Origin of the sequence: Microcoleus sp. N9_B4, from assembly GCF_036701635.1 — a bacterium.
Lineage (GTDB): Bacteria > Cyanobacteriota > Cyanobacteriia > Cyanobacteriales > Microcoleaceae > Microcoleus.
Genome location: NZ_JAUBRC010000014.1, coordinates 40,247 through 62,403, shown reverse-complemented (window position 1 = coordinate 62,403; position 22,157 = coordinate 40,247). Strand labels below are relative to the sequence as shown.

The following is a 22,157-nucleotide window of genomic DNA, read 5'->3' as shown; positions in this document are numbered from 1 at the left end:
ATAGCCTACTTTGCTCCCTTGTCAACTCCCCCACCTTTATTAATTTATTCAGAATTGAGAGCCTAATCATGCAAGAAATTCTTTATCTACAAGTCCCGACACCGGATACAGCAGCCGTCTGCACTTGGTTGCAGCACGAATTCGATCCCGGAATCGGAGAAAAAATTATTACTGCTGACGGCTTTCGCCTGCTTTCACCAGCCACAACAGCCGAGGTTCTCAAGTCTGGAACTCAAAATGCCAATCCAAAACCCGCCTTGGCTGACACCAATTCAGGAAACCAAAATTGGCGATCGACAGAACTTTCCACCTTTGTCTGGTCACTGCAACGCACCACTTATTTAAAAGTCTTTCGTCTAGAAGAGGCGCCTGCTGGAGAAAGAAAGTTCCTGGAAGCTCTCAATCTTGCTGTGAGAAACAAGTTTCCCGATCGCTACCGGGAGCCCCCTGTCATAGACCTCTCCAAACAGTCAATTTTTGAGGCTCTTGCCCCCTATTACCCCTTGACCGTCAAATACTTCCAAAAAATGCCTCAAGGGGAATACGACCTCAAGCGCGTCTACTGGTGGGAACAGCGTTGGCGTGAAGGCACTCGCAATCCTCAAACGCCAAAACAAGTAGTGTTTTTTAAGGAAGAAGGAAGAGGGAAGAAGGAAGAAGGAAGGGGGAAGAAGGAAGAGGGAACAGGGAAGAAGGAAGAAGAGACGATTTCGGTGTCTGATTCTGGCGATACTTTTTACGACTTAATTTATATTGGTGGGGCCTTGGGAGTGATTCACGCCGCAGTTATGGCGAGATTGGGCTACCGGGTGCTGCTGGTTGAGCGAATGCCTTTCGGGCGAATGAATCGCGAGTGGAATATTTCGCGGGATGAAATTCAAAGCTTAATTGATTTGGGTTTATTTACTGCGGCAGAAATCGAAACTTTGATTGCCAGAGAATACAAAGATGGCTACAACAAGTTTTTTGATGCTAACAACCCGCCCGTGGCTAAAGCGCCAGTTCTGCACACACCAAAGGTACTCAATGTAGCTTTGGACGGCGAAAAATTGCTGAATTTAGCGGGACTTAAGCTAACAGAAGCTGGTGGAGAAATCTGGGACGAAACTGAGTTTCTCAGAGCCGAGGTTGAAGCAGAAAAAGTAGTAGTTCAAGGCCGCCACTTGCTGACAAAAGCCGATCGCACTGCATTAGGACGGCTGCTGGTGGATGCCATGGGTTCGGCTTCTCCCATCGCTTGGCAATTGAACGAAGGGCGGACTTTTGACAGCGTTTGTCCGACAGTGGGAGCAGTCATCGACGGAGGATTTGAGCCGGGAGTATGGGATTCCGAGTACGGGGATGTACTCCACACTCACGGGGACATTTCCCGCGGACGCCAGCTCATTTGGGAGTTGTTTCCCGGCGCCGGCACAGAACTGACAGTTTATCTATTTCACTACCACCAAGTACATCCAGAGAACCCCGGTTCTTTGCTGGAAATGTACGAGGATTTTTTCGCAATTTTACCGGAATACCGCCGCTGCGATGTCGATAAATTGGTGTGGAAAAAACCGACCTTTGGTTATATTCCGGGGCATTTTAGCAGCAACAGCGGCGATCGCTCCGTGGCGATCGATCGCCTAATCTCGATCGGCGACGCAGCATCCTTGCAATCTCCCCTCGTTTTCACCGGCTTCGGCTCCCTTGTCCGCAATCTTTTTCGCTTAACAGACCTTTTGGATACAGCATTAAAGCACAATTTGTTGACGGCAAATCACTTAAACCAAATTCGCGCCTACCAGAGCAATGTTTCAGTAACTTGGCTATTTTCTAAAGGCATGATGGTTCCTACCGGCAGCAGTTTGCCACCCCAAAGAATTAATTCAATGCTCAATACCTTTTTCGGTATTTTGGCAGCACAAAAACTCGCCGTAGCCGAAACTTTTATTAAAGACAGAACCGACTGGCTAACTTTCAATCGACTGGCGATCGAAGCAGCCGGAAAAAATCCTTCTCTCCTCTTGTGGATTTTAGATTTTGTCACCTTGGGGGATATTTGGCGCTGGCTGGGAAGTTACTTGAATTTTACTCTGCTGGCTTTGGCCAGTTTGCTCTTCGGATGGCTTCCCAGCTTCGCCCGCAGGGTACAGCCTTGGTTGGAACCCCGGTATCCGGCTGTTTGGTTGTGGCTGTTGGCTACCAGCTATGCTCTCACCTATGGCATGGGAAAGGGGAGAAAAGAGTGTTGAGTTTTGACTGCTTTGTAAAACTTATCTAAACTTGTCTAAACTAATCTTTAGACACAATCCGAGTTCACTTCCTACGCTGTTGGGTAGACGGCCAATCCCAAGATAAGTAGGCTATCCCCCTCAAGCCGAGGGTTCCCAGTTTAAAATATTTAGACTTGCGTTCCAGTCCCGATCTAAAGATATGCCACAAGCAGGACAGTCAAAAGTCCTAATGCTTAGTGGCATATCTTTTTTGGTGCCACAATTCGAGCAAGTTTTAGTGCTGGGGAACCATTGGTCTACCAGCACTAAAGTTGCTCCATACATTTTGCACTTGTAATCAAGTTCGCGTTTGAATTCGTAAAAACCTAGATCGGATATTGCCCCAGCCAGCTTGTGATTCGCCATCATGCCCTGAACGTTCAAGTTTTCAATCTTGATTAGCTTAAAAGTTTGGGCTAAATAAGTTGTTAGCTTGTGAAGGAAATCTAAACGAATACGAGCTATCCGTGCATGGAGCCGACGGATTTTATGGTAGGTTTTGCGCTGATTTTGGGAGCCTCTTACCTGTTTTGAGGCTTTGCGTTGCAAGGTAGCAAGCTTGGTTTTCGCTTGTTTTAACGGCTTCGGCGCATCAAAGACCTGCTGAGTGGACAGCGTGGCAAAAGAATTAATGCCTACATCGATTCCTACAGAGCTTTCAGATTGTTGAACTGGCAAACGTTCTGCATCAACGCAAAAGGAAACAAACCAACGACTTGCTTCTTTTGAAATCGTAAAAGTTTGAGACACATAACCGCATTCTAGGGCTTCGTAGAGTCGAAAAGTACCCAAGGTAGGAATCTTAATGGTTTTGCCAGCGTTTAGTAAAACTTTGCCGTTAGATGAATCAACTGTAAAAGATTGACCGGATCGGCGGGTAGTAAATTTTGGATGACCTGCCTTTCCAGAGCGATATCTACTAAAAGCATCTTTCAAGTCAATCAAAGCATTTTGATAAACTCGACTAGACAACTGGTTCATCCAGGCAAATTTAGGCTGTTTCTTGACGTGGTTGGTAAGAACTTTTTTAACTTCGTTGATCACCTTCGAGTCTGTGAATTTTCCCTCGCTATACATTTGAGTCCGCAAGCTCAACCCCAAGTTAAATACTACGCGCCGGAATCCTGCGTGTCTTGCCATCAAAGTCGCTTCGTTGTTATTCAGTTTGAGCGCTCGTTTGACAGCAAACACAAAACTTCCTCTCAATGATTAACTATGGAGAATTTTAGTAAACTATTTGGCACTTTAGTCAAGCTCAAAACTAGCAACTCTCATATCAAATCCGTTAGCATCGGAATAGTAAATTCGAGTTCACTGTTCACGGCGTTGACTCTTCACTGTCAACCGTCAACCGTCAACCGTCAACATCATTCCGGTGTAACCGGAAATGATATCAGTTCGCTATCGAAAACTCGGCAATTCAATTTCAGCTAGCGATCGACGTTTTTTAGAAGCCCGCAGCGGACTGGCAATCAAGCTCAGCCAGTCTGGTTGGGCGACTGCTGTAGGTTTTGCCACAGTCGATCGCACTTCTTGAATGCCAAAGGTTTCAACGGAGTTCAAAATTTGAAAAGCCCTGGCTAATTCTTGCGTGTCCACATTGGTAGCAGTTTCGGGTTCAGACTCAGCCATCGGCAGTTCAGGTTCCGCAACCGCAGGGGCCGAGTCAGGTGCCGGCTCATCAGGCTGGTAGGTTTCGGCCTCCTGTAATTGAATGGCGGATACTTGGGCTAATTTGTTGAGTTCTAGAGGGGCTGGCGATTCAGGCTCGATCGCATCGACAACAACCGCTACCTCTGGATACTCTTCGGATTCCGACCAAGGTTGGACAGGGGAAGCGTTGAAGGCTGGCGGCAGGGGAACTTGAGAGCTTTTAACCACCGCCAGCAATGATTCTAATTGCGCGCTGGCGCTATCCTCTGCATTGTCAGGCGACTCGATCCTCGGTGACTTCGCCTGCGGCCTCTCCAAACTTCTTTCCAAGGCAGCTTTGAATTGCAGAGTGTGGCGCTGCTGGCGGTGCAAGCGGGCTCGCAATTCCCTGCAAATATTTTCTGTGGCTACTAACTGGTGTAACTGTTCGTTGTAGCGCTGCACAGTAGACGCACATTCTCGCTCAACAGTCGCTAGCCTGACTTGGCTGGTTGCCAACTGACTTCTTAAACTTTCGACTAAAATTTCTTGACTTTGGAGGGTTTGATGGGAAACTTCCACTTTCCCAAACAGCCGCGTCAATTGTTCTTGAGTATTTGCGAGTTCTGCAGTCCGCTGTTCTAGCAAAGTTTCGCGATTCTGCAAGGTGTTTTGGGACTCTTCGAGAGCTGTTTCTAGCTGGGCGATGCGCTGCAAAAGGTCGCGGTTGCATTCGTGTAGCGCTTGCATGAGGGTGACTGGGGTTGATCCTTTGCCCTTAGCCTGTTCGGCATTCCCAAGCATATTTTTTAGATTGTCTGAAATCGGGGGCGAGCCCGCCTCGGTCGGCTGTGTCTGAGATTGCGAATTTTTTGTTTCAGGTTGTGTGGGAATTGCATCTACGCCGATGGCGTTGGGAAAATCTACTGTTTGCCAGTCTTCTTCTGGCTGTTGGGGAACGGTTGCGGGAGTGTCTGTCGGATGGGGGGCGATCGGCTCAAAACCCCCAGCAGCAGCAAAATTTGACTGCAATGGTTCGGTATCGGATGGAACAGCAGGGTACGATTGGTGCTGATGGGCTCGAAGATCAGCTTCTGACATGGCTTTTTATCCCAATACTCACAGGGTCTCAGATACAGTCTATCCTTAGATATTCTCCAGAAGGAAGTCCCTAAGTGATAGTTGTTGTCATTTTTCCTGTTTTTTCGGACAATCGCCTGTGAATCGATTCGCGCGATCGAACTACAACCCGAACTCCAATTCAGGCGTAAGATGCGCCTGTGAGCACCCTACAGACGTGAGTTTTTTGCCCAGAGTCCTATCAAAATAATTTTTCCCGATGTCTAACGCACTGTTTCGGTATCCGGGCGATCGCCTAAGCTTTAACAACTGCAAAATGTTTGTCAATAATTGCTGGAACTTCTGCCGGTGCAATGCGGGTGTAGCGAGTTTTGTCCGGCATCACAACTATATTTGGGCCTGCTTTACACTGTTTAAGACATCCGGTTCCCTGAACTGTCACTTGGTCTTCTAAGCCACGCGAATTCAAAGCATTTTCTAAAGCTTTACAGACTCCTCCAGCGCCCCGCTTCAGGCAGTCTGATTTTTGACATACTAATATTTTGGTTTGGGTTTTTGGCGGAGATTTTACAGTTTGAGCCGCAGTGGGAGAGGTGACTTGGGTTTTGCCGATCGCGCGATCGTCCGATCTCAATACCGCAACAGGCCCATTGGTGGAGTCAAGGTGTTCGTGCGATCGGTCATTGTGACCCTGAGCCAGCTTGAGGCTGCGAGCTTTAAGTTTTATTTTACCGTTTTTCAAATTGAGTTCTTTCTCACCTACAACTTGAACTTTCAACCCGGGCGTCAAAACAGGTAACAGAAATGACCGCAATTCCTTGCAAAGTTTAACAAGATATTCTACTCCGCGATCGCTACTAATTCGCAAATATTTAAGTTTGCAGCCATCTTCAATAATCAGGCCGAGGATTTCTCCCTCTAAGTTGAATTCGGAAACTTGCTTGCCAGATTTATACATTGTTATAACTCCTTTAAATCCGTTACATCCGTTACATCTTGTACGCTGCTCTTTCCCTAACTTCCTGCTTCCTTTAGCCCCTTTGCCAGCAGCACTCCAGCCACTGCACCAGTTCGCATCGAGGGGCACTGACTTGCCTCAACACGCTCATTAACTGAGCCGCTTGTTTAACAGTATTGACTTTTGCCCGCAAAGGTTGGTCAACCGCACACCAGCAGGGAATTTCTAGTTCTTGCAAGCGTTTGTAAACTTGCCACCTATCTAGCCAACTAACTTGCACAATGTCACAAACTTCTAATTCTGGATCTGCTGGATTCATTTTTTAACAACAGTAATAATTTGCATTAATTTTTACCCTGAATGGTAGCGGGTAGAAGTTAAAAGCCTGATTTCCCAAGAAAATCAAGGATTATCAAAAGCCCTGCCTGAAAAATTTTGCCTTTTCCCTTCTGCCTTCTGCCTTCAGAAGGTTCGCCCCACTTTCAGGAAGCGTTCAGAACGAGCATCTTTTTAAAGCATAACCCAACTGCTAATTATTCTCAATAGGTTTACCAAAAAAATTTCCTACTCTACAAAATCTTCCACTATCGAGGCAGACGCTGCTTGACTGGTAAATCTAGGGTGCTAGACTGATTCTATTGGCAACAAAACTGCCTATTGAGAGGAGAACACACATGGCTGAGACTCAGAGTGCATTAAGACCATTTGGCCACATAGCCGAAAACCCAGTTCTACTGGAACATTCAGTCACAGCACCGATTTGTGAAGGGATGAACGCGCTGCTGGCCAGTTTTCAGGCTCTATACCTGCAATATCAAAAACATCATTTTGTGGTGGAAGGGGCAGAATTCTACTCCTTGCACAAATTCTTTGAAGAAAGCTACGGAGAAGCTCAAGATAGCGTCCACGAGTTGGGCGAACGGTTAAACGGGTTGGGCGGCATACCAGCAGCTAGCTTTAGCAAGTTAGCCGAGTTGTGCTGTTTTGAGCCGGAAGCCGACGGCGTATATTCCTGCCGCCAAATGCTAGAACACGATTTGACTGCGGAACAAGCTATTATAGGTTTGCTGCGCCGTCAAGCAGGACAAGCAGAAAGTTTGGGCGATCGAGCTACCCGCTACCTCTACGAAAAAATCCTGCTAAAAACAGAAGAGCGGGCTTATCACATTTCCCACTTCCTCGCCCCCGATACCTTAGTGCAGTTGAACTTGAACTAACAATTCTTCTTCCTCTTCCTTCGCGCCCTTTGCGCCTTCGCGGTTCGTTATCTTAGATCGAAAAAAAAGCGAGCAGTTTTGTGACTGCCCGCTTTTTTATACAAAGTGCGCTTAACCGTCGGGAATTAAGGCGCTAAAGCATTCCCACGCAACAAGCTACCAATGGTTTTTGCGGTAATCTTCATCTGGATGAAAGGATTAGCCGGCACCACGGTTTTATACAAGTAGCTATCGAATGTGAGTTTCTGCACATCGCGATCGGCACACATTTCCACAAAAGCTTCGCGAGTTGCATCGGAACGATAGAAAACGCGCTGCAAAATGTCCAGAACTTTATAAGTAATGCCGTAGGCTTTATCCCACCGCTTCAGATAAAGCTTGATTTCCTGTTCAGTCGGAATGCGCGCACCTTTATTGGAAATCTCCACAATAGTTTCGGCGCACATCCGGCCAGACTTGGCGGCAAAATAGATACCTTCGCCAGAAGACTTGGTAACATAACCTGCGGCGTCGCCTACGAGAGCAACTCGACCGACAACCCGGCGGGGACGTGGATGTTCCGGGATGGGGTGAGCTTCCACTTTAATAATCTCACCGCCCATCAGTTTTTTGGCAGCGCGGGCGCGGATGCCTGCTTGCAGCTTTTTGATACTGGCTTGATTGACTTTCATCGTGCCGGTGCCGACGGCTACGTGGTCGTATTTGGGGAACACCCAAGCGTAGAAGTCGGTAGATACGTCATCGCCGACGTACATTTCGGCTAAGTCGTGGTAGTAAGCCATTTTATCTTCCGGCAGGCGGATGCGTTCTTGGAAGGCGATCGCATAATTGTAATCGCCAGCGTCGATCGCCTTTGCTACGCGGGAGTTAGCGCCGTCAGCCCCGATTACCAAATCCACTTTCAGAGTTTTCTGAATTCCCATTGCGCTGCCGTCGGAGTGGTCGGCATAGTGGAGAGTGTAGGGGTCTGTATTGTTGCCGGGAATTTCTAATTTGTGAACGGTACCGTTAATCAGTTTTGCACCCAAGGAAGCGGCGCGATCGCGCATGAAGCCATCGAGCACTTCGCGGCGGCACATACCGATGTATTCGTGTGCGTTTTCAATATTGATGTCCACCTCGACGTTGGAGGGGGAGATCATTTTCATTTTTCTGACTTGGCGGTCAATAATACTTTGCGGCAAGTCAAATTCGCTGACCATGCACAGGGGAATCGCCCCACCGCAGGGTTTGGCGTTGTCTAATTTACGCTCGAATAGGTATGTTTCGATGCCTGCTTTTACCAATGTTTCGGCGGCGGAAGAACCCGCAGGGCCTGAACCTACTACTGCAACCCTTAATGTCAAAGCTTTTCTCTCCAGTTTTTTTCTATAGGCATTACTCAGGTGTGATGGTATCACGGACTTTGGATGCGGTGGCGTGAAGCGGGGGAGATTTCAATGAAATGAAACAGAGCTTAACAGTTCGATACGAAAATCGGGTTTCGGGCGATACGTGCGATCGAATATCTTAAATTTTTCAGTGTAGATGAAGGTGGATGGACGGTGATGTGCTCTGGTGTGCGATCGAACATTTTGCACTATTTTCTAAGAACAGGCAAGATGCCTGTTCCACAAAGAGTGAATTTTCTGCTTGTGGGGTGGGCTTCTAGCCCGCCCGGACATGAACAGGCAAGATGCCTGTTCCACAACAGATGAATTTTCTGCTTGTGGGGTGGGCATCTTGCCCGCCCATAAGAGGTTAGAACCAGTCCAATAAGTTACATTAAAGTTACTTGCAGTTATATCTAAAATTCTTATGCTCGGTAATTTTCAACAAAGCAACCTGCGGATTGAGCTTGAAGCTTCCGAAACAGCGATTAGAGACAGCTTGTTGCGTCCGAGTCAATTGCAGCAGTGGCTGTGGCCGCAGCAGTTGTCTAGCGGTTTGCCGGAAGAATTTGCTCAAGGTTTGACCTTTACAAGTTGGCTGGGCCCGGTGGCAGTTCAGCATCACGTTGATATTGTTGAGCACAATTGTCTGCGGCTGTTGTTGAGTCAGGGAATTGACGGATTTCACGAGTGGTATTGGGGCGACGGTTGGGTGCAGTCTCGGTTGGAGGGAGTGTCGCTGCTGCCGCTGAATTTGGGGCAAACCGCTAGTTTACTGCGGCTGCGGGAGTTTGTTGCGGGGAAGGGTAAGGGGAAGTAGATAAATGACTCTCCAAAATCATCAGAACAAAGTCTGGTAGTTCTGCATAGCAACGAAAAATTCTTAATCCTTTTAGGGATAAAGAAGCGTTGTAATGTTGAATAAAATACCACAAAGCTCCCACACGATTGGAGAGCTTTTTAGATTAGGAAAGACTCTTTCTTACAACAATAGCGAGATATCTTGTACATCAGGGAGTTCTTGCATCTTTCGATATCAGAAGTTTTGCCCGTATCTTTCCCGACAGATTTGTGTCGCTGGCGAGGCAAAACTTTTTTATATGCGACCAAAAAATCTGTATAATAGACGGCACATTGTCTGTAAAATGCTGGGAGGGAATCCCAAAAACCTTTAGCACCAATTTCAACTCGACTTCCTATATAGCAATCCTCGCATCATTTGTGAATTTCTTACTCCCTCCCCGCGACTTCGGGGAGGGTTGGGGTGGGGTAAAAAATTTACGACTCCTGCAAGGATTGCTATAAAACCATATAATTTCTTTGGTTAAGGCATCAATTGGCAGCTCTTTCCACTGCTTGTTAGCCTTATTGCCTACAAACGACTACATTTCATCACCTTGGATCGTTAGCTTGCCTTTGTTTATTGACTTTACTTGAACTTTCCGGGGGACTGATGCTAATTGTTGAAAAAAACATAGTATTGGAACCAGCGGGGGGACACCCTCGTGACTTTGACAATCGCAACTCAAGATATTTTTTCTAATAAAAGCTGATCTCTCAATTTTTGTGTTTCTTCTGAAATCCTTTGATGTCTGGGGTTTTAAACAAACTGCCTGTGACAATCTCTACATTCAAAATTTTGCTTAGCGCTGGGGGTGGGACAATTTTTAACGATGTTTGGAGAACCGAAACGGGGACAATTCATGGAGTTGAGAATTAACAAGGCTTAGATACGTCGCATGATAACTCCTTACCCTTACTATGCCAGACCACCTGAAAGCCACTTCGCTGCCGAAAAACTAAGAGTGTGTTATAAAAACATAATTTGTTCCTTTCTAAAGCGCTATTCTCGATACAACGAACCCGGTGTGTTTTGACTTCGCGTTAATTTTTACCAAAAAAAATAAATATGCTGTCCATTCCAGGCATTGCCGTCCAGAAGCTGCTTTACGAAAGTGCTAACTCTCTGGTTTACCGGGCCCTTCGGGAAGCGGATCGCCAACCGCTCATCCTCAAACTTCTCAAAGAGAGCTACCCGACACCTCAAGAATTGCTACGCTACCGCACCGAATACCGCATCACCCGAGAGCTGAAAGAGGCGGGAGTCGTGCAAGTTTATGACTTGCAAAAATACCAAAACAGCCTCGTGATTTTTGTGGAGGACTTTGGCGGGGAATCCTTGAAAATATGGATGCAGCAGCGACAGTTTAGCCTCAAGGAGTTTCTGCTCCTGGCGATCGCTGCCACTGAAACTTTAGGGCAAATTCATAGCGCCAATATTATACACAAGGATATTAACCCTTCTAATATAGTATTCAATCCAGCGACCGGACAGCTCAAAATTATCGACTTTGGCATTTCCACTCAGCTAACGAGAGAAATGCCAACCCTGAAAAATCCCAACGTTTTAGAAGGAACCCTCGCTTACATCTCGCCGGAACAAACTGGTAGGATGAATCGCTCAATCGATTACCGCACTGACTTTTACTCCCTCGGCGTCACCTTCTACGAATTGCTGACAGGAAAACTGCCTTTTGAGACAGAAGATGCTTTAGAGCTAGTTCACTGCCACATTGCCAGACAACCAGTTTCCCCGCACGAAATTGATCCACAAATTCCCCTAATTATCTCGCAAATTGTCAGCAAGCTGATGGCCAAAAATGCGGAAAATCGCTATCAAACTGCATTGGGTCTTAAGCAGGACTTAGAAATGTGTCTAGTTCAATTACAAGAAACCGATAGCATAGAAGAATTTGACTTGGGAACGCTGGATCTTACAGACCATTTCCTGATTCCTGAAAAGTTATACGGCAGAGAAACTGAAGTTGATAATTTATTAAAAGCCTTTGAAAGAGTTCGTAATGCTAGTGCCGAAATGATGCTAGTAGCTGGCTTTTCGGGGATTGGTAAAACCGCAGTAGTGAACGAAGTACATAAGCCGATCGCCCGACAGCGTGGCTATTTTATCAAAGGCAAATACGACCAATTTCAACGCAATATTCCCTTTAGTGCATTTGTGCAAGCATTTCGGGAATTGATGGGACAATTATTATCAGAAAGTGACGCTCAATTACACAGATGGAAAACCCTGATTCTCACCGCAGTAGGCGAGAGCGGGCAAGTCTTGATTGACGTAATTCCTGAATTAGAACACATCATTGGCGCTCAAAGTCCTGCACTAGAATTGTCGGGGAGTGCCGCCCAAAATCGCTTCAATCTGCTGATGCAGAAATTTGTGCAAGTATTTACGCAAGCAGAACATCCCTTAGTGATGTTTCTGGACGATTTGCAGTGGGCAGATTCAGCATCTTTGAAGTTATTACAACTGTTGATGGAAGATACGGGCCATCTGTTAGTATTGGGTGCTTATCGGGATAATGAGGTATCACCGGCTCATCCGTTTATGTTGACTGTGGATGAGATTGTGAAGTCTGGGGCAGTGGTGAATACTATTACCTTGCAACCGTTGAGTTTAGCAGATCTCAATCAGTTGGTAGCAGATACGCTGATTTGCGATTTATCTTTTGCTCAACCTTTGACAGAATTGGTTTATCAAAAAACCCAAGGTAATCCTTTTTTCTCGACTCAATTCCTCAAGGCATTGTATGAAGATGGTCAAATTATTTTTAACCCCCCTCAATCCCCCCTTACCAAGGGGGGACAGAGGGGGGTACAAGGGGGGTGGCAGTGCGATATTAATCAAGTTAAATTTGCCGACGCCTCGGATGTGGTGGAGTTTATGGCGGCGCAATTGCAGAAGCTGCCTGCCGAAACTCAGGATGTTCTAAAACTGGCGGCTTGCATTGGGGCGCAGTTTGATTTAGAGACATTGGCAATAGTCAGCGAAGAATTACCAGAACAAACGGAATCAGCGCTGTGGAAAGCCTTGCAAGAAGGACTCATTTTAGTGATTTCAGAAGGCTATAACTTCATTCAAGCCGATACTCAATCCCCAAATCAGTCTGTTACTAATCCCACTTATAAGTTCCTGCACGATCGCGTCCAGCAAGCGGCTTATTCATTGATTCCTGACGACCAAAAACAAGCCACTCATCTGAAAATCGGACAGTTACTGCTACAAAGTTCTTCCGAGATAGAAACAGAAGAAAAAATCTTTGATATTGTGGGGCATTTAAATCAAGGAATTGAGTTAATCCATCAATTAAGTGAACGCTCAGCCTTAGCCAAACTCAACTTAGAAGCTGGACGTAAGGCTAGAAATTCTACCGCCTACGCTGCGGCAAATATCTATCTACAAACTGGAATTGAGCTACTGACAGTCAACTGCTGGCAAACTCAATATGAATTGACACTAAATCTATATATTTCTGCTGCTGAAATTGCCTATTTGAATGGTGACTTTGATGGTATGGAACAGATGGCAGCACTGGTTTTGCAAGAAGCCCAAACAATTTTAGATCGAGTTAAAATTTACGAAATTAAAATAGCCGCTCAGACAGCCCAGAGCAAGGTGTTAGAAACGATCGCAGTAGCAAGAGAGGCACTTTTACAATTGGGGATTGAACTCCCTGCCGAACCTGATGAAGCCAAGATTGGCAAAGCGCTACAAGCCCTTGCAGCCCTCCTCGGCGGCAGAAAGATTGAGGAATTGGTTGACCTACCTGTGATGACAAATCCACAGACTCAGGCAGCTATGCAACTGTCTGGTATGTTGTTTCCACCCATTTTCCAGGGAATGCCCGGTTTGCTGCCCCTGCTGAGCTCCACGATGGTGAGTTTATCGCTCTCCTTTGGGAATGCGCCCGCATCGACGGTGGGTTATGCGATGCACGGGATGGTTTTCTGTGCCTTTTTCCAAGAGGTGGAAACGGGCTATGGCTTTGGGCAATTGGCACTTTCATTGCTGGATAGGTTGAATGTACCCGAATTCAAGTCCACAGTTCTACTTTTGTTTGGTGGCTGGATTCAGCATCGCCAAGAATCTCTTTTGGCAACGATACCGACGCTGAAAGAGGGCTATAGGTTTGGTATGGAAACGGGCGACTTTGTAGACGCTGGCTACAACATATATATTTGTTTTTATACTCATTTATTCGCTGGTGTAGAACTAGACACTTGGGAACCAGAAATAGCAAGTTATAGGGCGGTAATGGCGCAGTTGAAACAATATTCTGCGCGGGTTTATTTGGATATGATTCAGCAGACGGTGCAAAACTTGAGGGAAACCCATACTCGGCCGGATTTGTTAATAGGCTCTGCCTACGATGAAACGGTGATGATTCCCAAGCACTATCAGGATAATGAATTTACGGCGATCGCCTGTGCCTGCATCTTCAAACTGCTGCTTGCTTACTGCTATGGCAATTACACGGCTGCCCTAGACCACATTTCCCAAGTCAAACAGTATTTGATGGGAGTATCTGGATCAGCTTTTGTTCCAATTTTTCATTTTTATGCCGCCCTGACGCACCTGGCACTTTTTCCCACACAGCCAGCAATTGAGCAAACTGACATTATTGCCTTAGTGGAAACCCATCAAAGCACGCTGCAACAGTGGGCGCAAAATGCTCCGATGAATTATCTGCATAAATGGTATTTAGTTGAAGCAGAACGGCAACGGGTTTTGGGCAATAAAGCCGAGGCGATTGAAATGTACGATCGCGCAATTTCTGGAGCCAAAGAAAACAAATATGTTAATGACGAAGCCCTGGCCAACGAACTAGCAGCCAAATTCTACGGGGAATGGGGCAAAACTAAAGTTGCTCAAGCCTACATATTTGAGGCGTATTATTGTTATGTTGAATGGGGAGCCACTGCTAAGGTAACGGATTTAGAAACGCGATATCCCCAATTATTCGCGGTAACTCAACCGGGAAGGAAAAACACTCAAACTACCGTAGCAATGACAACAACTGGTTCGGGGAATCACCTAGATATCACCGCAGTTATGAAGGCTTCTCAGGCGATTTCTGGAGAAATTATGCTAGATAAGCTACTGTCTAGCTTGATGAAAATTTTGATGGAAAATGCAGGGGCGCAACGAGGCTATCTGATTTTGTTAAGCCAGGGAAAACTATTCATTGAAGCTGAAGGCACAATCGATGACGAACTCGTCACCGTGTTGCAGTCAATCCCCGTTGAAGCCTGTCAAGAACTTTCCTCCGCAATTGTCAATTATGTGAGCCGCACTCAAGAAAGCGTGGTACTAGATGATGCTGCCCGATCGGGACAATTTACCAACGACGCCCACATCCGAAAGCATCAGCCCAAATCAATTTTATGTGTGCCGCTGATTAACCAATCTCAAATCATTAGTATTGTTTACTTAGAAAATAATCTGACAGCCGGAGCTTTTACCCCTGAAAGAGTGGAACTATTAAAAGTGTTATCTGGACAAGCAGCTATCTCGATTCAAAATTCTAAGCTTTATACAGAAGTACGCCAAAATGAAAGCAGGCTGGCTCAACTCAACAAAGCTTACGAGCGATTTATTCCCCATCAATTCCTCCAGTTTTTAGAGAAATCAAGCATCATTGATGTGGAATTGGGCGACCAAGTGCAGTTAGAAATGTCGGTGTTGTTTTCCGACATTCGCGACTTCACCACGCTTTCGGAAACTATGACGCCGGAGGATAATTTCAAATTTATCAATTCTTATCTTTCTCGCATGGAACCCGTCATTAATGAAAATAAGGGGTTTATCGACAAATATATTGGCGATGCGATTATGGCGCTATTTAGCGGCGAGGCGGATAATGCGGTGAAAGCGGGAATTGCTATGCTGCACCGTCTCGCTGAATACAATGAATACTGCGCTAACGCTGGCTGTGCGCCGATTCAGATTGGGATTGGGATTAATACGGGTTCTTTGATGCTGGGAACTGTGGGAGGACCAAATCGCATGGACGGGACGGTAATCAGCGATGCGGTGAATTTAGCTTCTCGCGTGGAAAGTTTGACGAAAAATTATGGGGTGTCGTTATTAATTACCCAGCCAACTTACTCCCGCCTAAAAAATTTATCCCAGTATGCAATCCGCACCCTCGACACAGTAAAAGTCAAGGGAAAATCCGAAGCAGTAACGGTTTATGAGGTGTTTGATGCTGACCCGCTAGCAATTAAAGAGGGCAAGTTAGCTAAGCTGGAATTGTTTGCAGAAGCTAGGGCACTTTACTCGGGAGGGAAGTTATTTGAAGCGGCGCGGCTTTTTGAAGAGTGTTGGCGTCAGAATCCGGGCGATCGCGTGGCTAAAATTTACTGGGAACGCTGTCAGTCTGCATTGGTGACGCGCACAAAAATTAAAGACAGGCTACACAATTTAAATTAAGCGGTTGCTATACCTGAAAATCAAAGCAAAAGTACGATCGACTGCTGAGACACCCTAACAACTAGGCGAGCGAAATCGGGCCTACCACAAAGTATTTGCAGGCTGCTACCGGAAAAACTCAACATTGGTTACAAAAACAAAAAATTTTCCTTTTTAACGCGCTATTGTGGAAACAAAGCTGGTGCGTTTTGACTCCGCGTAAAATTTTAGCAGAAAAATCAATATGCTCTCCATTCCAGGCATTGCCGTCCAGACGCTGCTCTATGAAAGTGCCAACTCTCTGGTTTACCGGGCCATTCGGGAAGTAGATAACCAACCGATTATCCTCAAACTTCTCAAAGAAAGCTACCCCACACCTCAAGAATTGGTGCGCTACCGCACCGAATACCGCATCACCCAAGAGCTAAAAGAGGCGGGAGTCGTGCGAGTCTATGACTTGCAAAAATACCAAAACAGCCTCGTGATGTTTGTGGAGGACTTTGGCGGCGAATCCTTGAAAATATGGATGCAGCAGCGCTCGTTTACTCTAGAAGAATTTTTACAAATTGCGATCGCCACAACTGAAATTTTAGGGCAAATTTACAGGGCAAACATCATCCACAAAGATATTAACCCTTCTAATATTGTTTACAACCCCCAAACGAAACAATTAAAAATTATTGATTTTGGCATTTCCACTCAGCTAAGCCGAGAAACACCGATACTGAAAAACCCCGGCATTCTGGAAGGAACCCTTGCTTACATCTCACCAGAACAAACTGGCAGGATGAATCGCACTCTCGATTACCGTACTGACTTTTACTCGCTGGGCGTCACCTTGTACGAATTGCTGACAGGAAAATTGCCTTTTGAGACAGAAGATGCTTTAGAGTTAGTTCACTGCCACATTGCCAGACAGCCACTTTCCCCGCACGAAATCAAGCCAGAAATTCCCCTAATTATCTCGAAAATTGTCCGCAAGCTGATGGCTAAAAATGCCGAAAACCGCTATCAAACGGCCGGGGGGCTAAAGCACGATCTAGAAATGTGTCTGCTTCAATTACAAGAAACGGACAGCATAGAAGAATTTGAATTGGGAACACGGGATATTACAGACCGTTTCCTGATTCCCGAAAAGTTATACGGGAGAGAAAGTGAAGTTTCTAATCTATTAGCAGCCTTTGAGCGAGTCAGTACCGATAGCGCCGAAATGATGCTGGTGGCTGGCTTGTCTGGGATTGGTAAAACCGCCGTAGTGAACGAAGTCCACAAGCCGATCGCCAGACAGCGGGGCTATTTTATTAAAGGCAAATACGACCAATTTCAACGCAATATTCCCTTCAGTGCATTTGTGCAAGCATTTCGGGAATTGATGGGGCAATTATTATCAGAAAGTGATACTCAATTGCAAACATGGAAAACGAAAATTATGACAGCCGCAGGCAATAATGGGCAAGTCTTGATTGAGGTGATTCCTGAGTTAGAACGCATCATTGGCGCTCAACCTCCAGCACTAGAACTGTCGGGGAGTGCCGCCCAAAATCGCTTCAATCTGCTGATGCAGAAATTTGTGCAAGTATTTACCCGTGCCGAACATCCATTAGTGATGTTTTTAGATGATTTGCAGTGGGCGGATTCGGCATCCCTGAAGTTGCTGCAACTGTTAATGGAGGATAGGGGGCATCTGTTAGTGTTAGGTGCTTATAGGGATAATGAAGTCTCCCCTGTTCATCCGTTTATGTTGACCTTGGATGAGATTGTTAAGTCTGGGGCAGTGGTGAATACTATTACGCTGCAACCGTTGAGCCAAAGAGAGCTGAATCAGTTGGTGGCAGATACGCTGATTTGTAATTTATCCTTGGCCGGGCCCTTGACAGAGTTGGTTTATCAAAAAACCCAAGGTAATCCCTTTTTCTCGACTCAATTCCTCAAGGCGTTGCATGAAGATGGTCAAATTATTTTTGACTGGAATTTAAGGCATTGGCAGTGCGATATTGCTCAAGTTACATTTGCCCACGCCTCGGATGTGGTGGAGTTTATGGCGGGGCAATTGCAGAAGTTGCCCAAAGAAACTCAGGATGTTCTCAAGTTGGCGGCTTGCATTGGGGCGCAGTTTGATTTAGAGACATTGGCAATAGTCAACCAAGAACTACCAGAACAAACGGCATCAGCACTCTGGAATGCCTTGCAAGAAGGACTCATTTTAGTGATTTCAGAAGGCTATAACTTCATTCAAGCAGATGCTCAATCCCCTCCTGGGTCTGTGGCTAATCCAACTTATGAGTTCTTGCACGATCGCGTCCAGCAAGCGGCTTATTCATTGATTCCCAACGATCAAAAACAAGCCACTCATCTCAAAATAGGACAATTGCTTCTACAAAATTCCTCCGAGAGCGAAACAGAGGAAAAACTCTTTGATATTGTGGGGCATTTGAATTTAGGAATTGAGTTAATCACTAGCTCGAATGAACGCGAAGCCTTAGCCCAACTCAACTTAAAAGCCGGACGTAAGGCAAGAAGTTCTACCGCTTACTCTGCCACAACGGTGTATCTGCAAACAGGGATTGAGCTACTGAGGGCCAACTGCTGGCAAAGTCAGTATGAGTTGACCCTGAATCTCTATATTGCTGCTACCGAAGCCGCCTATGTGAATGCTGACTTTGATGGCATGGAACAGATGGCAGCACAGGTTTTGGAACAAGCCCAAACAATTTTAGACAAAGTTAAAATTTACGAAATTTCAATCGCCGCCCAGACAGCCCAGAATAAGGTATTAGAAGCGATCGCAGTGGGCACAGATGCACTCTTGCAACTGGGGGTTGAACTCCCTACCGAACCTGACGAAGCCAAGATTGGCAAGGCGCTACAAACCGTTGCCAGTCAACTCCAGGGAAGAAGGGTGGAAAAACTGGTTGACTTGCCTGTGATAACTGATGCCAAGGCTCAGGCTGCCATGCCATTATTAGGAACGTTATATGCTTCCATCTTTATAGGAATGCCGAGTTCGATGCCCCTACTTAGCTCCACGATGGTAAGTTTATCGCTCCAGTTTGGGAATGCACCCGCATCAAGCGTGGGATATGCAATTCACGGTATGGTGTTGTGTGCTTTTTTGGGAGAAGTAGAAACTGGTCATGCCTTTGGCAAATTAGCGCTCTCATTGCTCGAACACTTTAATATGCGGGAATTCAAGTCCACCATTTTAGTTATGTTTGGGGGCTTTATTCAGCATTTCCAAGAATCTTTGAGGGCAACGATACCTACGCTAAAAGATGGCTTTACGGCTGGCATGGAAACTGGTGATTTTCTACACGCTGGCTACAACATAAGTCTATACTTTTATGCCAACTTTTTCGGTGGGGTAGAACTAGACAATTGGGAACCAGAAATAGCAGGTTACAGCGCTGTCATGGCGCAGGTAAAGCAATGTTCTGCCCAGACTTATTTGGATATGACGCGGCAGATGATGCAGAACTTAAGGGAAACGATAAGTCGGCCGAACTGCTTAATTGGAACTGCCTACGATGAAACGAGTATGCTTCCTAAGCATTATCAGGACAATGACCTCAATGGTATCGCTATAGCCTACATCTATAAACTGCTACTGGCCTACGTTTTTGGCAATTACCCTGCTGCCCTAAACCACATTGCTCAAGCCAAGCAGTATTTGATGGCAGTATCGGGAATGGTTTTTACTCCTATTTTTCATTTTTATGCAGCACTGACACACCTGGCACTGTTCTCCACACAGCCAGAAATTGAACAAACTGAAATTCTCGTCCAAGTGGAAATTTATCAAACTAATCTGCATCAATGGACACAAAATGCTCCCATGAATCATCTACATAAATGGTATTTGGTTGAGGCAGAACGGTGTCGAGTTTTGGGCAATAAAGCCGAGGCGATTGAAATGTACGATCGCGCCATTGCTGGAGCTAAAGAAAATCAATTCCTCAACGAAGAAGCCCTTGCCAACGAACTCGCAGCCAAATTTTACATAGAATGGGGTAAAGAAAATTTTGCCCAACTCTACATGATTGATGCATATTATTGTTATGTCCAATGGGGAGCCACTGCTAAGGTAACAGATTTAGAAACGCGATATCCTCAGTTATTGAAACCAATTCAACCGGGAAATAAAAACACTAAAACTACCGCAACAGTGACCACCACTGGTTCGGGTAATAACTTAGATATCACCACAGTAATGAAAGCTTCTCAGGCGATGTCTGGGGAAATATTGCTGGATAAGTTAATGTCTAGCTTGATGAAAATTTTGATGGAAAATGCAGGGGCGCAAAGAGGATATCTGATTTTGTCAACTCAGGGAAAACTGTTAATTGAAGCTGAAGGGACAATAAATTCTGAAAAAGTTACCGTGTTGCAGTCAATCTCAGTGGAAAATTGTCAGGAACTTTCCTCCGCAATTGTCAATTATGTGGCTCGCACTCAAGAAAGCGTGGTACTAGATGATGCTGTCCGAGAGGGACAATTTACCAACGACCGCTACATTCAAAAGCATCAGCCCAAATCAGTTTTATGTGTGCCACTGATTAATCAATCTCAAATCGTCAGTATTGTTTACCTAGAAAACAACCTGACAGCCGGAGCTTTTACGCCAGAAAGAGTGGAACTATTAAAAGTGTTATCTGGACAGGCGGCGATCTCGATCCAAAATTCTAAGCTTTATACAGAAGTCCGCGAAAGTGAGAACAGGCTCACTCAATTTTTAGAAGCAATTCCAGTCGGGGTGTCAGTGCTGGATGCTTCTGGCAAACCTTACTATAGTAATCGCGCTGCTATTCAATTATTAGGTAAAGGAGTTATTTCTCAAGTCGCCAGCGAGCAAATACCAGAGATTTATCAAGTCTATAAAGCTGGAACGGAGCAGGAATATCCCTTTGCTGACTTGCCGATTGTGCGGGCGTTGAAGGGCGAAAGTGCCACCGCTGAGGATATGGAAATCCACCAAGGCAACAAGATTATTCCGATCGAGGGTTGGGGTACTCCCATCTATGATGAAAAGGACAACATTGCTTATGCAATTGTAGCCTTTCAAGATATCACGGATCGTAAAAAAGCCGAAACAGAGCGAATCAGATTTACCGCTGAACTGTTTCTACTCAACCAAGCTTACGAGCGCTTCGTTCCCAATCAGTTCCTCCAGTTTTTAGATAAATCAAGCATTATTGATGTTGAATTGGGCGACCAAGTGCAGTTAGAAATGTCGGTGTTGTTTTCCGACATTCGCGATTTTACCACGCTCTCGGAAAGCATGACGCCGGAGGACAATTTCAGATTTATCAATTCCTATCTTTCTCGCATGGAACCAGTTATTAATGAAAACAACGGGTTTATTGATAAATATATTGGCGATGCTATTATGGCGCTGTTTAGCGGCGAGGCGGATCATGCGGTGAAAGCGGGAATTGCTATGCTGCAGAGCCTCGTTGAATATAATCTACACCGCGCTAATTCTGGCTATGGGCCGATTCAAATAGGGATTGGAATTAATACGGGTTCTTTGATGCTGGGAACGGTGGGCGGTCAAAATCGCATGGAGGGCACAGTAATTTCCGATGCGGTGAATTTAGCTTCTCGCGTGGAAAGTTTGACCAAAAATTATGGGGTGTCGCTGTTAATCACCCAGGAAACTTACTCGCGTTTAGAAAATCTATCCCAGTACGCCATCCGCACCCTCGATACGGTAAAGGTTAAGGGAAAATCTGAAGCGGTGACGGTTTATGAGGTATTTGATTGCGATCCGCTAGAAATTAAAGAGGGCAAGTTAGCTACGCTGCAATTGTTTGCAAAAGCGAGGGCAAATTACTTGGAAGGGAAGTTAGCTGAAGCGGCGCGGCTGTTTGCCGAGTGTTGGCGTCAGAATCAGGGCGATGCCGTGGCTAAAATTTATTGGGAACGCTGTCAGTCTACTTTAAGAAATCGCACAAAAATCAATGACAGGCTACACAATTTAGATTAATCATAAAAGTCCAAAGCTCGATCGCTAAATTGTTCGACGGGGAGATCATTTTCCTTTGACGGGGTGACAACCCCCTCAACCTCGGATCGCTATAATCTATGTTACATTCCTGCGATAGGTGAGAATATTCTTCTCGCAGGTATTCTAGTGCGTGATTAATTACCTCATCCTTTTTAGCTTCATCTCCTGGAATTTGGACATAAACTTCATCAAGAACAGATTTAATTATTTGAAAGCAATTCATAGTACATAACTAATTGACACCAACCAAATCTTAAATCACGATTCAGGATTAGGTTTGTTAACACATAAAAACTTATGTATGTTACAAAAACTAATTATCCTTGTCTTGTTAAAATGCTAAAATTAGCTTTACATGATTAATGGTAAAGCTGGGC

General features: G+C 45.5%; 12 protein-coding genes. 5 read left to right on the top strand and 7 right to left on the bottom strand.

Annotated elements, in window-relative coordinates; genetic code table 11:
• Positions 1-68 precede the first annotated feature (68 nt).
• Positions 69-2,231: a flavin-dependent dehydrogenase gene (locus QUA43_RS11770; protein WP_333374023.1), complete on the top strand. Its 2,163-nt coding sequence runs from the start codon at positions 69-71 to the stop codon at positions 2,229-2,231.
• 120 nt (positions 2,232-2,351) lie between these two features.
• Here the strand turns inward: QUA43_RS11770 and QUA43_RS11765 are convergent, their stop codons facing one another.
• The 4 genes from QUA43_RS11765 to QUA43_RS11750 form a co-directional block, all read right to left on the bottom strand.
• Positions 2,352-3,443 (bottom strand): RNA-guided endonuclease TnpB family protein, encoded by a 1,092-nt coding sequence (locus tag QUA43_RS11765; protein ID WP_333374021.1) that lies wholly within the window; start codon positions 3,441-3,443, stop codon positions 2,352-2,354.
• A gap of 210 nt (positions 3,444-3,653) precedes the next feature.
• Positions 3,654-4,985, bottom strand: a complete 1,332-nt coding sequence (locus QUA43_RS11760) for a hypothetical protein (RefSeq protein ID WP_333374019.1) — start codon at positions 4,983-4,985, stop codon at positions 3,654-3,656.
• Between the two features lie 274 nt (positions 4,986-5,259).
• Complete coding sequence (locus QUA43_RS11755; RefSeq protein WP_333374017.1) at positions 5,260-5,922, bottom strand: (2Fe-2S) ferredoxin domain-containing protein; 663 nt, start codon at positions 5,920-5,922, stop codon at positions 5,260-5,262.
• A gap of 73 nt (positions 5,923-5,995) precedes the next feature.
• The gene (locus QUA43_RS11750) at positions 5,996-6,241 is read right to left on the bottom strand and encodes an Asr1405/Asl0597 family protein (protein WP_333374016.1); all 246 of its coding nucleotides are present in this window, start codon (positions 6,239-6,241) and stop codon (positions 5,996-5,998) included.
• Positions 6,242-6,596: 355 nt separating this feature from the next.
• On the opposite strand from QUA43_RS11750, the gene QUA43_RS11745 reads away from it, so the two are divergent.
• Entirely contained in the window at positions 6,597-7,139 is a 543-nt protein-coding gene (locus QUA43_RS11745) for a Dps family protein (RefSeq protein ID WP_333066854.1), read from the top strand.
• 125 nt (positions 7,140-7,264) lie between these two features.
• On the opposite strand, the gene chlP is transcribed toward QUA43_RS11745, so the two are convergent.
• Positions 7,265-8,485 carry a geranylgeranyl reductase gene (gene chlP / locus QUA43_RS11740; protein ID WP_333374014.1) on the bottom strand — a complete coding sequence of 407 codons (1,221 nt, stop codon included), beginning with the start codon at positions 8,483-8,485 and terminating at the stop codon, positions 7,265-7,267.
• Between the two features lie 451 nt (positions 8,486-8,936).
• On the opposite strand from chlP, the gene QUA43_RS11735 reads away from it, so the two are divergent.
• Complete coding sequence (locus tag QUA43_RS11735) at positions 8,937-9,329, top strand: hypothetical protein (protein WP_333203957.1); 393 nt, start codon at positions 8,937-8,939, stop codon at positions 9,327-9,329.
• 780 nt (positions 9,330-10,109) lie between these two features.
• On the opposite strand, the gene QUA43_RS30830 is transcribed toward QUA43_RS11735, so the two are convergent.
• Entirely contained in the window at positions 10,110-10,214 is a 105-nt protein-coding gene (locus tag QUA43_RS30830; RefSeq protein ID WP_445301964.1) for an IS1/IS1595 family N-terminal zinc-binding domain-containing protein, read from the bottom strand.
• Between the two features lie 204 nt (positions 10,215-10,418).
• On the opposite strand from QUA43_RS30830, the gene QUA43_RS11725 reads away from it, so the two are divergent.
• Positions 10,419-15,797 (top strand): AAA family ATPase, encoded by a 5,379-nt coding sequence (locus tag QUA43_RS11725; protein WP_333374012.1) that lies wholly within the window; start codon positions 10,419-10,421, stop codon positions 15,795-15,797.
• Between the two features lie 223 nt (positions 15,798-16,020).
• The gene (locus QUA43_RS11720) at positions 16,021-21,759 is read left to right on the top strand and encodes an AAA family ATPase (RefSeq protein WP_333374011.1); all 5,739 of its coding nucleotides are present in this window, start codon (positions 16,021-16,023) and stop codon (positions 21,757-21,759) included.
• Here QUA43_RS11720 and QUA43_RS11715 read toward each other — a convergent pair.
• Entirely contained in the window at positions 21,731-22,003 is a 273-nt protein-coding gene (locus QUA43_RS11715; RefSeq protein WP_333374009.1) for a hypothetical protein, read from the bottom strand. The genes QUA43_RS11720 and QUA43_RS11715 overlap by 29 nt on opposite strands.
• Positions 22,004-22,157 lie beyond the last annotated feature (154 nt).

Bases quoted from the DNA above. Each gene is read 5' to 3' on its own strand.
- QUA43_RS11770 (WP_333374023.1), top strand. From the start codon at position 69: ATGCAAGAAATTCTTTATCTACAAGTCCCGACACCGGATACAGCAGCC.
- QUA43_RS11760 (WP_333374019.1), bottom strand. From the start codon at position 4,985: ATGTCAGAAGCTGATCTTCGAGCCCATCAGCACCAATCGTACCCTGCT.
- QUA43_RS11755 (WP_333374017.1), bottom strand. From the start codon at position 5,922: ATGTATAAATCTGGCAAGCAAGTTTCCGAATTCAACTTAGAGGGAGAA.
- QUA43_RS11750 (WP_333374016.1), bottom strand. From the start codon at position 6,241: ATGAATCCAGCAGATCCAGAATTAGAAGTTTGTGACATTGTGCAAGTT.
- QUA43_RS11745 (WP_333066854.1), top strand. From the start codon at position 6,597: ATGGCTGAGACTCAGAGTGCATTAAGACCATTTGGCCACATAGCCGAA.
- QUA43_RS11735 (WP_333203957.1), top strand. From the start codon at position 8,937: ATGCTCGGTAATTTTCAACAAAGCAACCTGCGGATTGAGCTTGAAGCT.
- QUA43_RS30830 (WP_445301964.1), bottom strand. From the start codon at position 10,214: ATGAATTGTCCCCGTTTCGGTTCTCCAAACATCGTTAAAAATTGTCCC.
- QUA43_RS11725 (WP_333374012.1), top strand. From the start codon at position 10,419: ATGCTGTCCATTCCAGGCATTGCCGTCCAGAAGCTGCTTTACGAAAGT.
- QUA43_RS11720 (WP_333374011.1), top strand. From the start codon at position 16,021: ATGCTCTCCATTCCAGGCATTGCCGTCCAGACGCTGCTCTATGAAAGT.
- QUA43_RS11715 (WP_333374009.1), bottom strand. From the start codon at position 22,003: ATGAATTGCTTTCAAATAATTAAATCTGTTCTTGATGAAGTTTATGTC.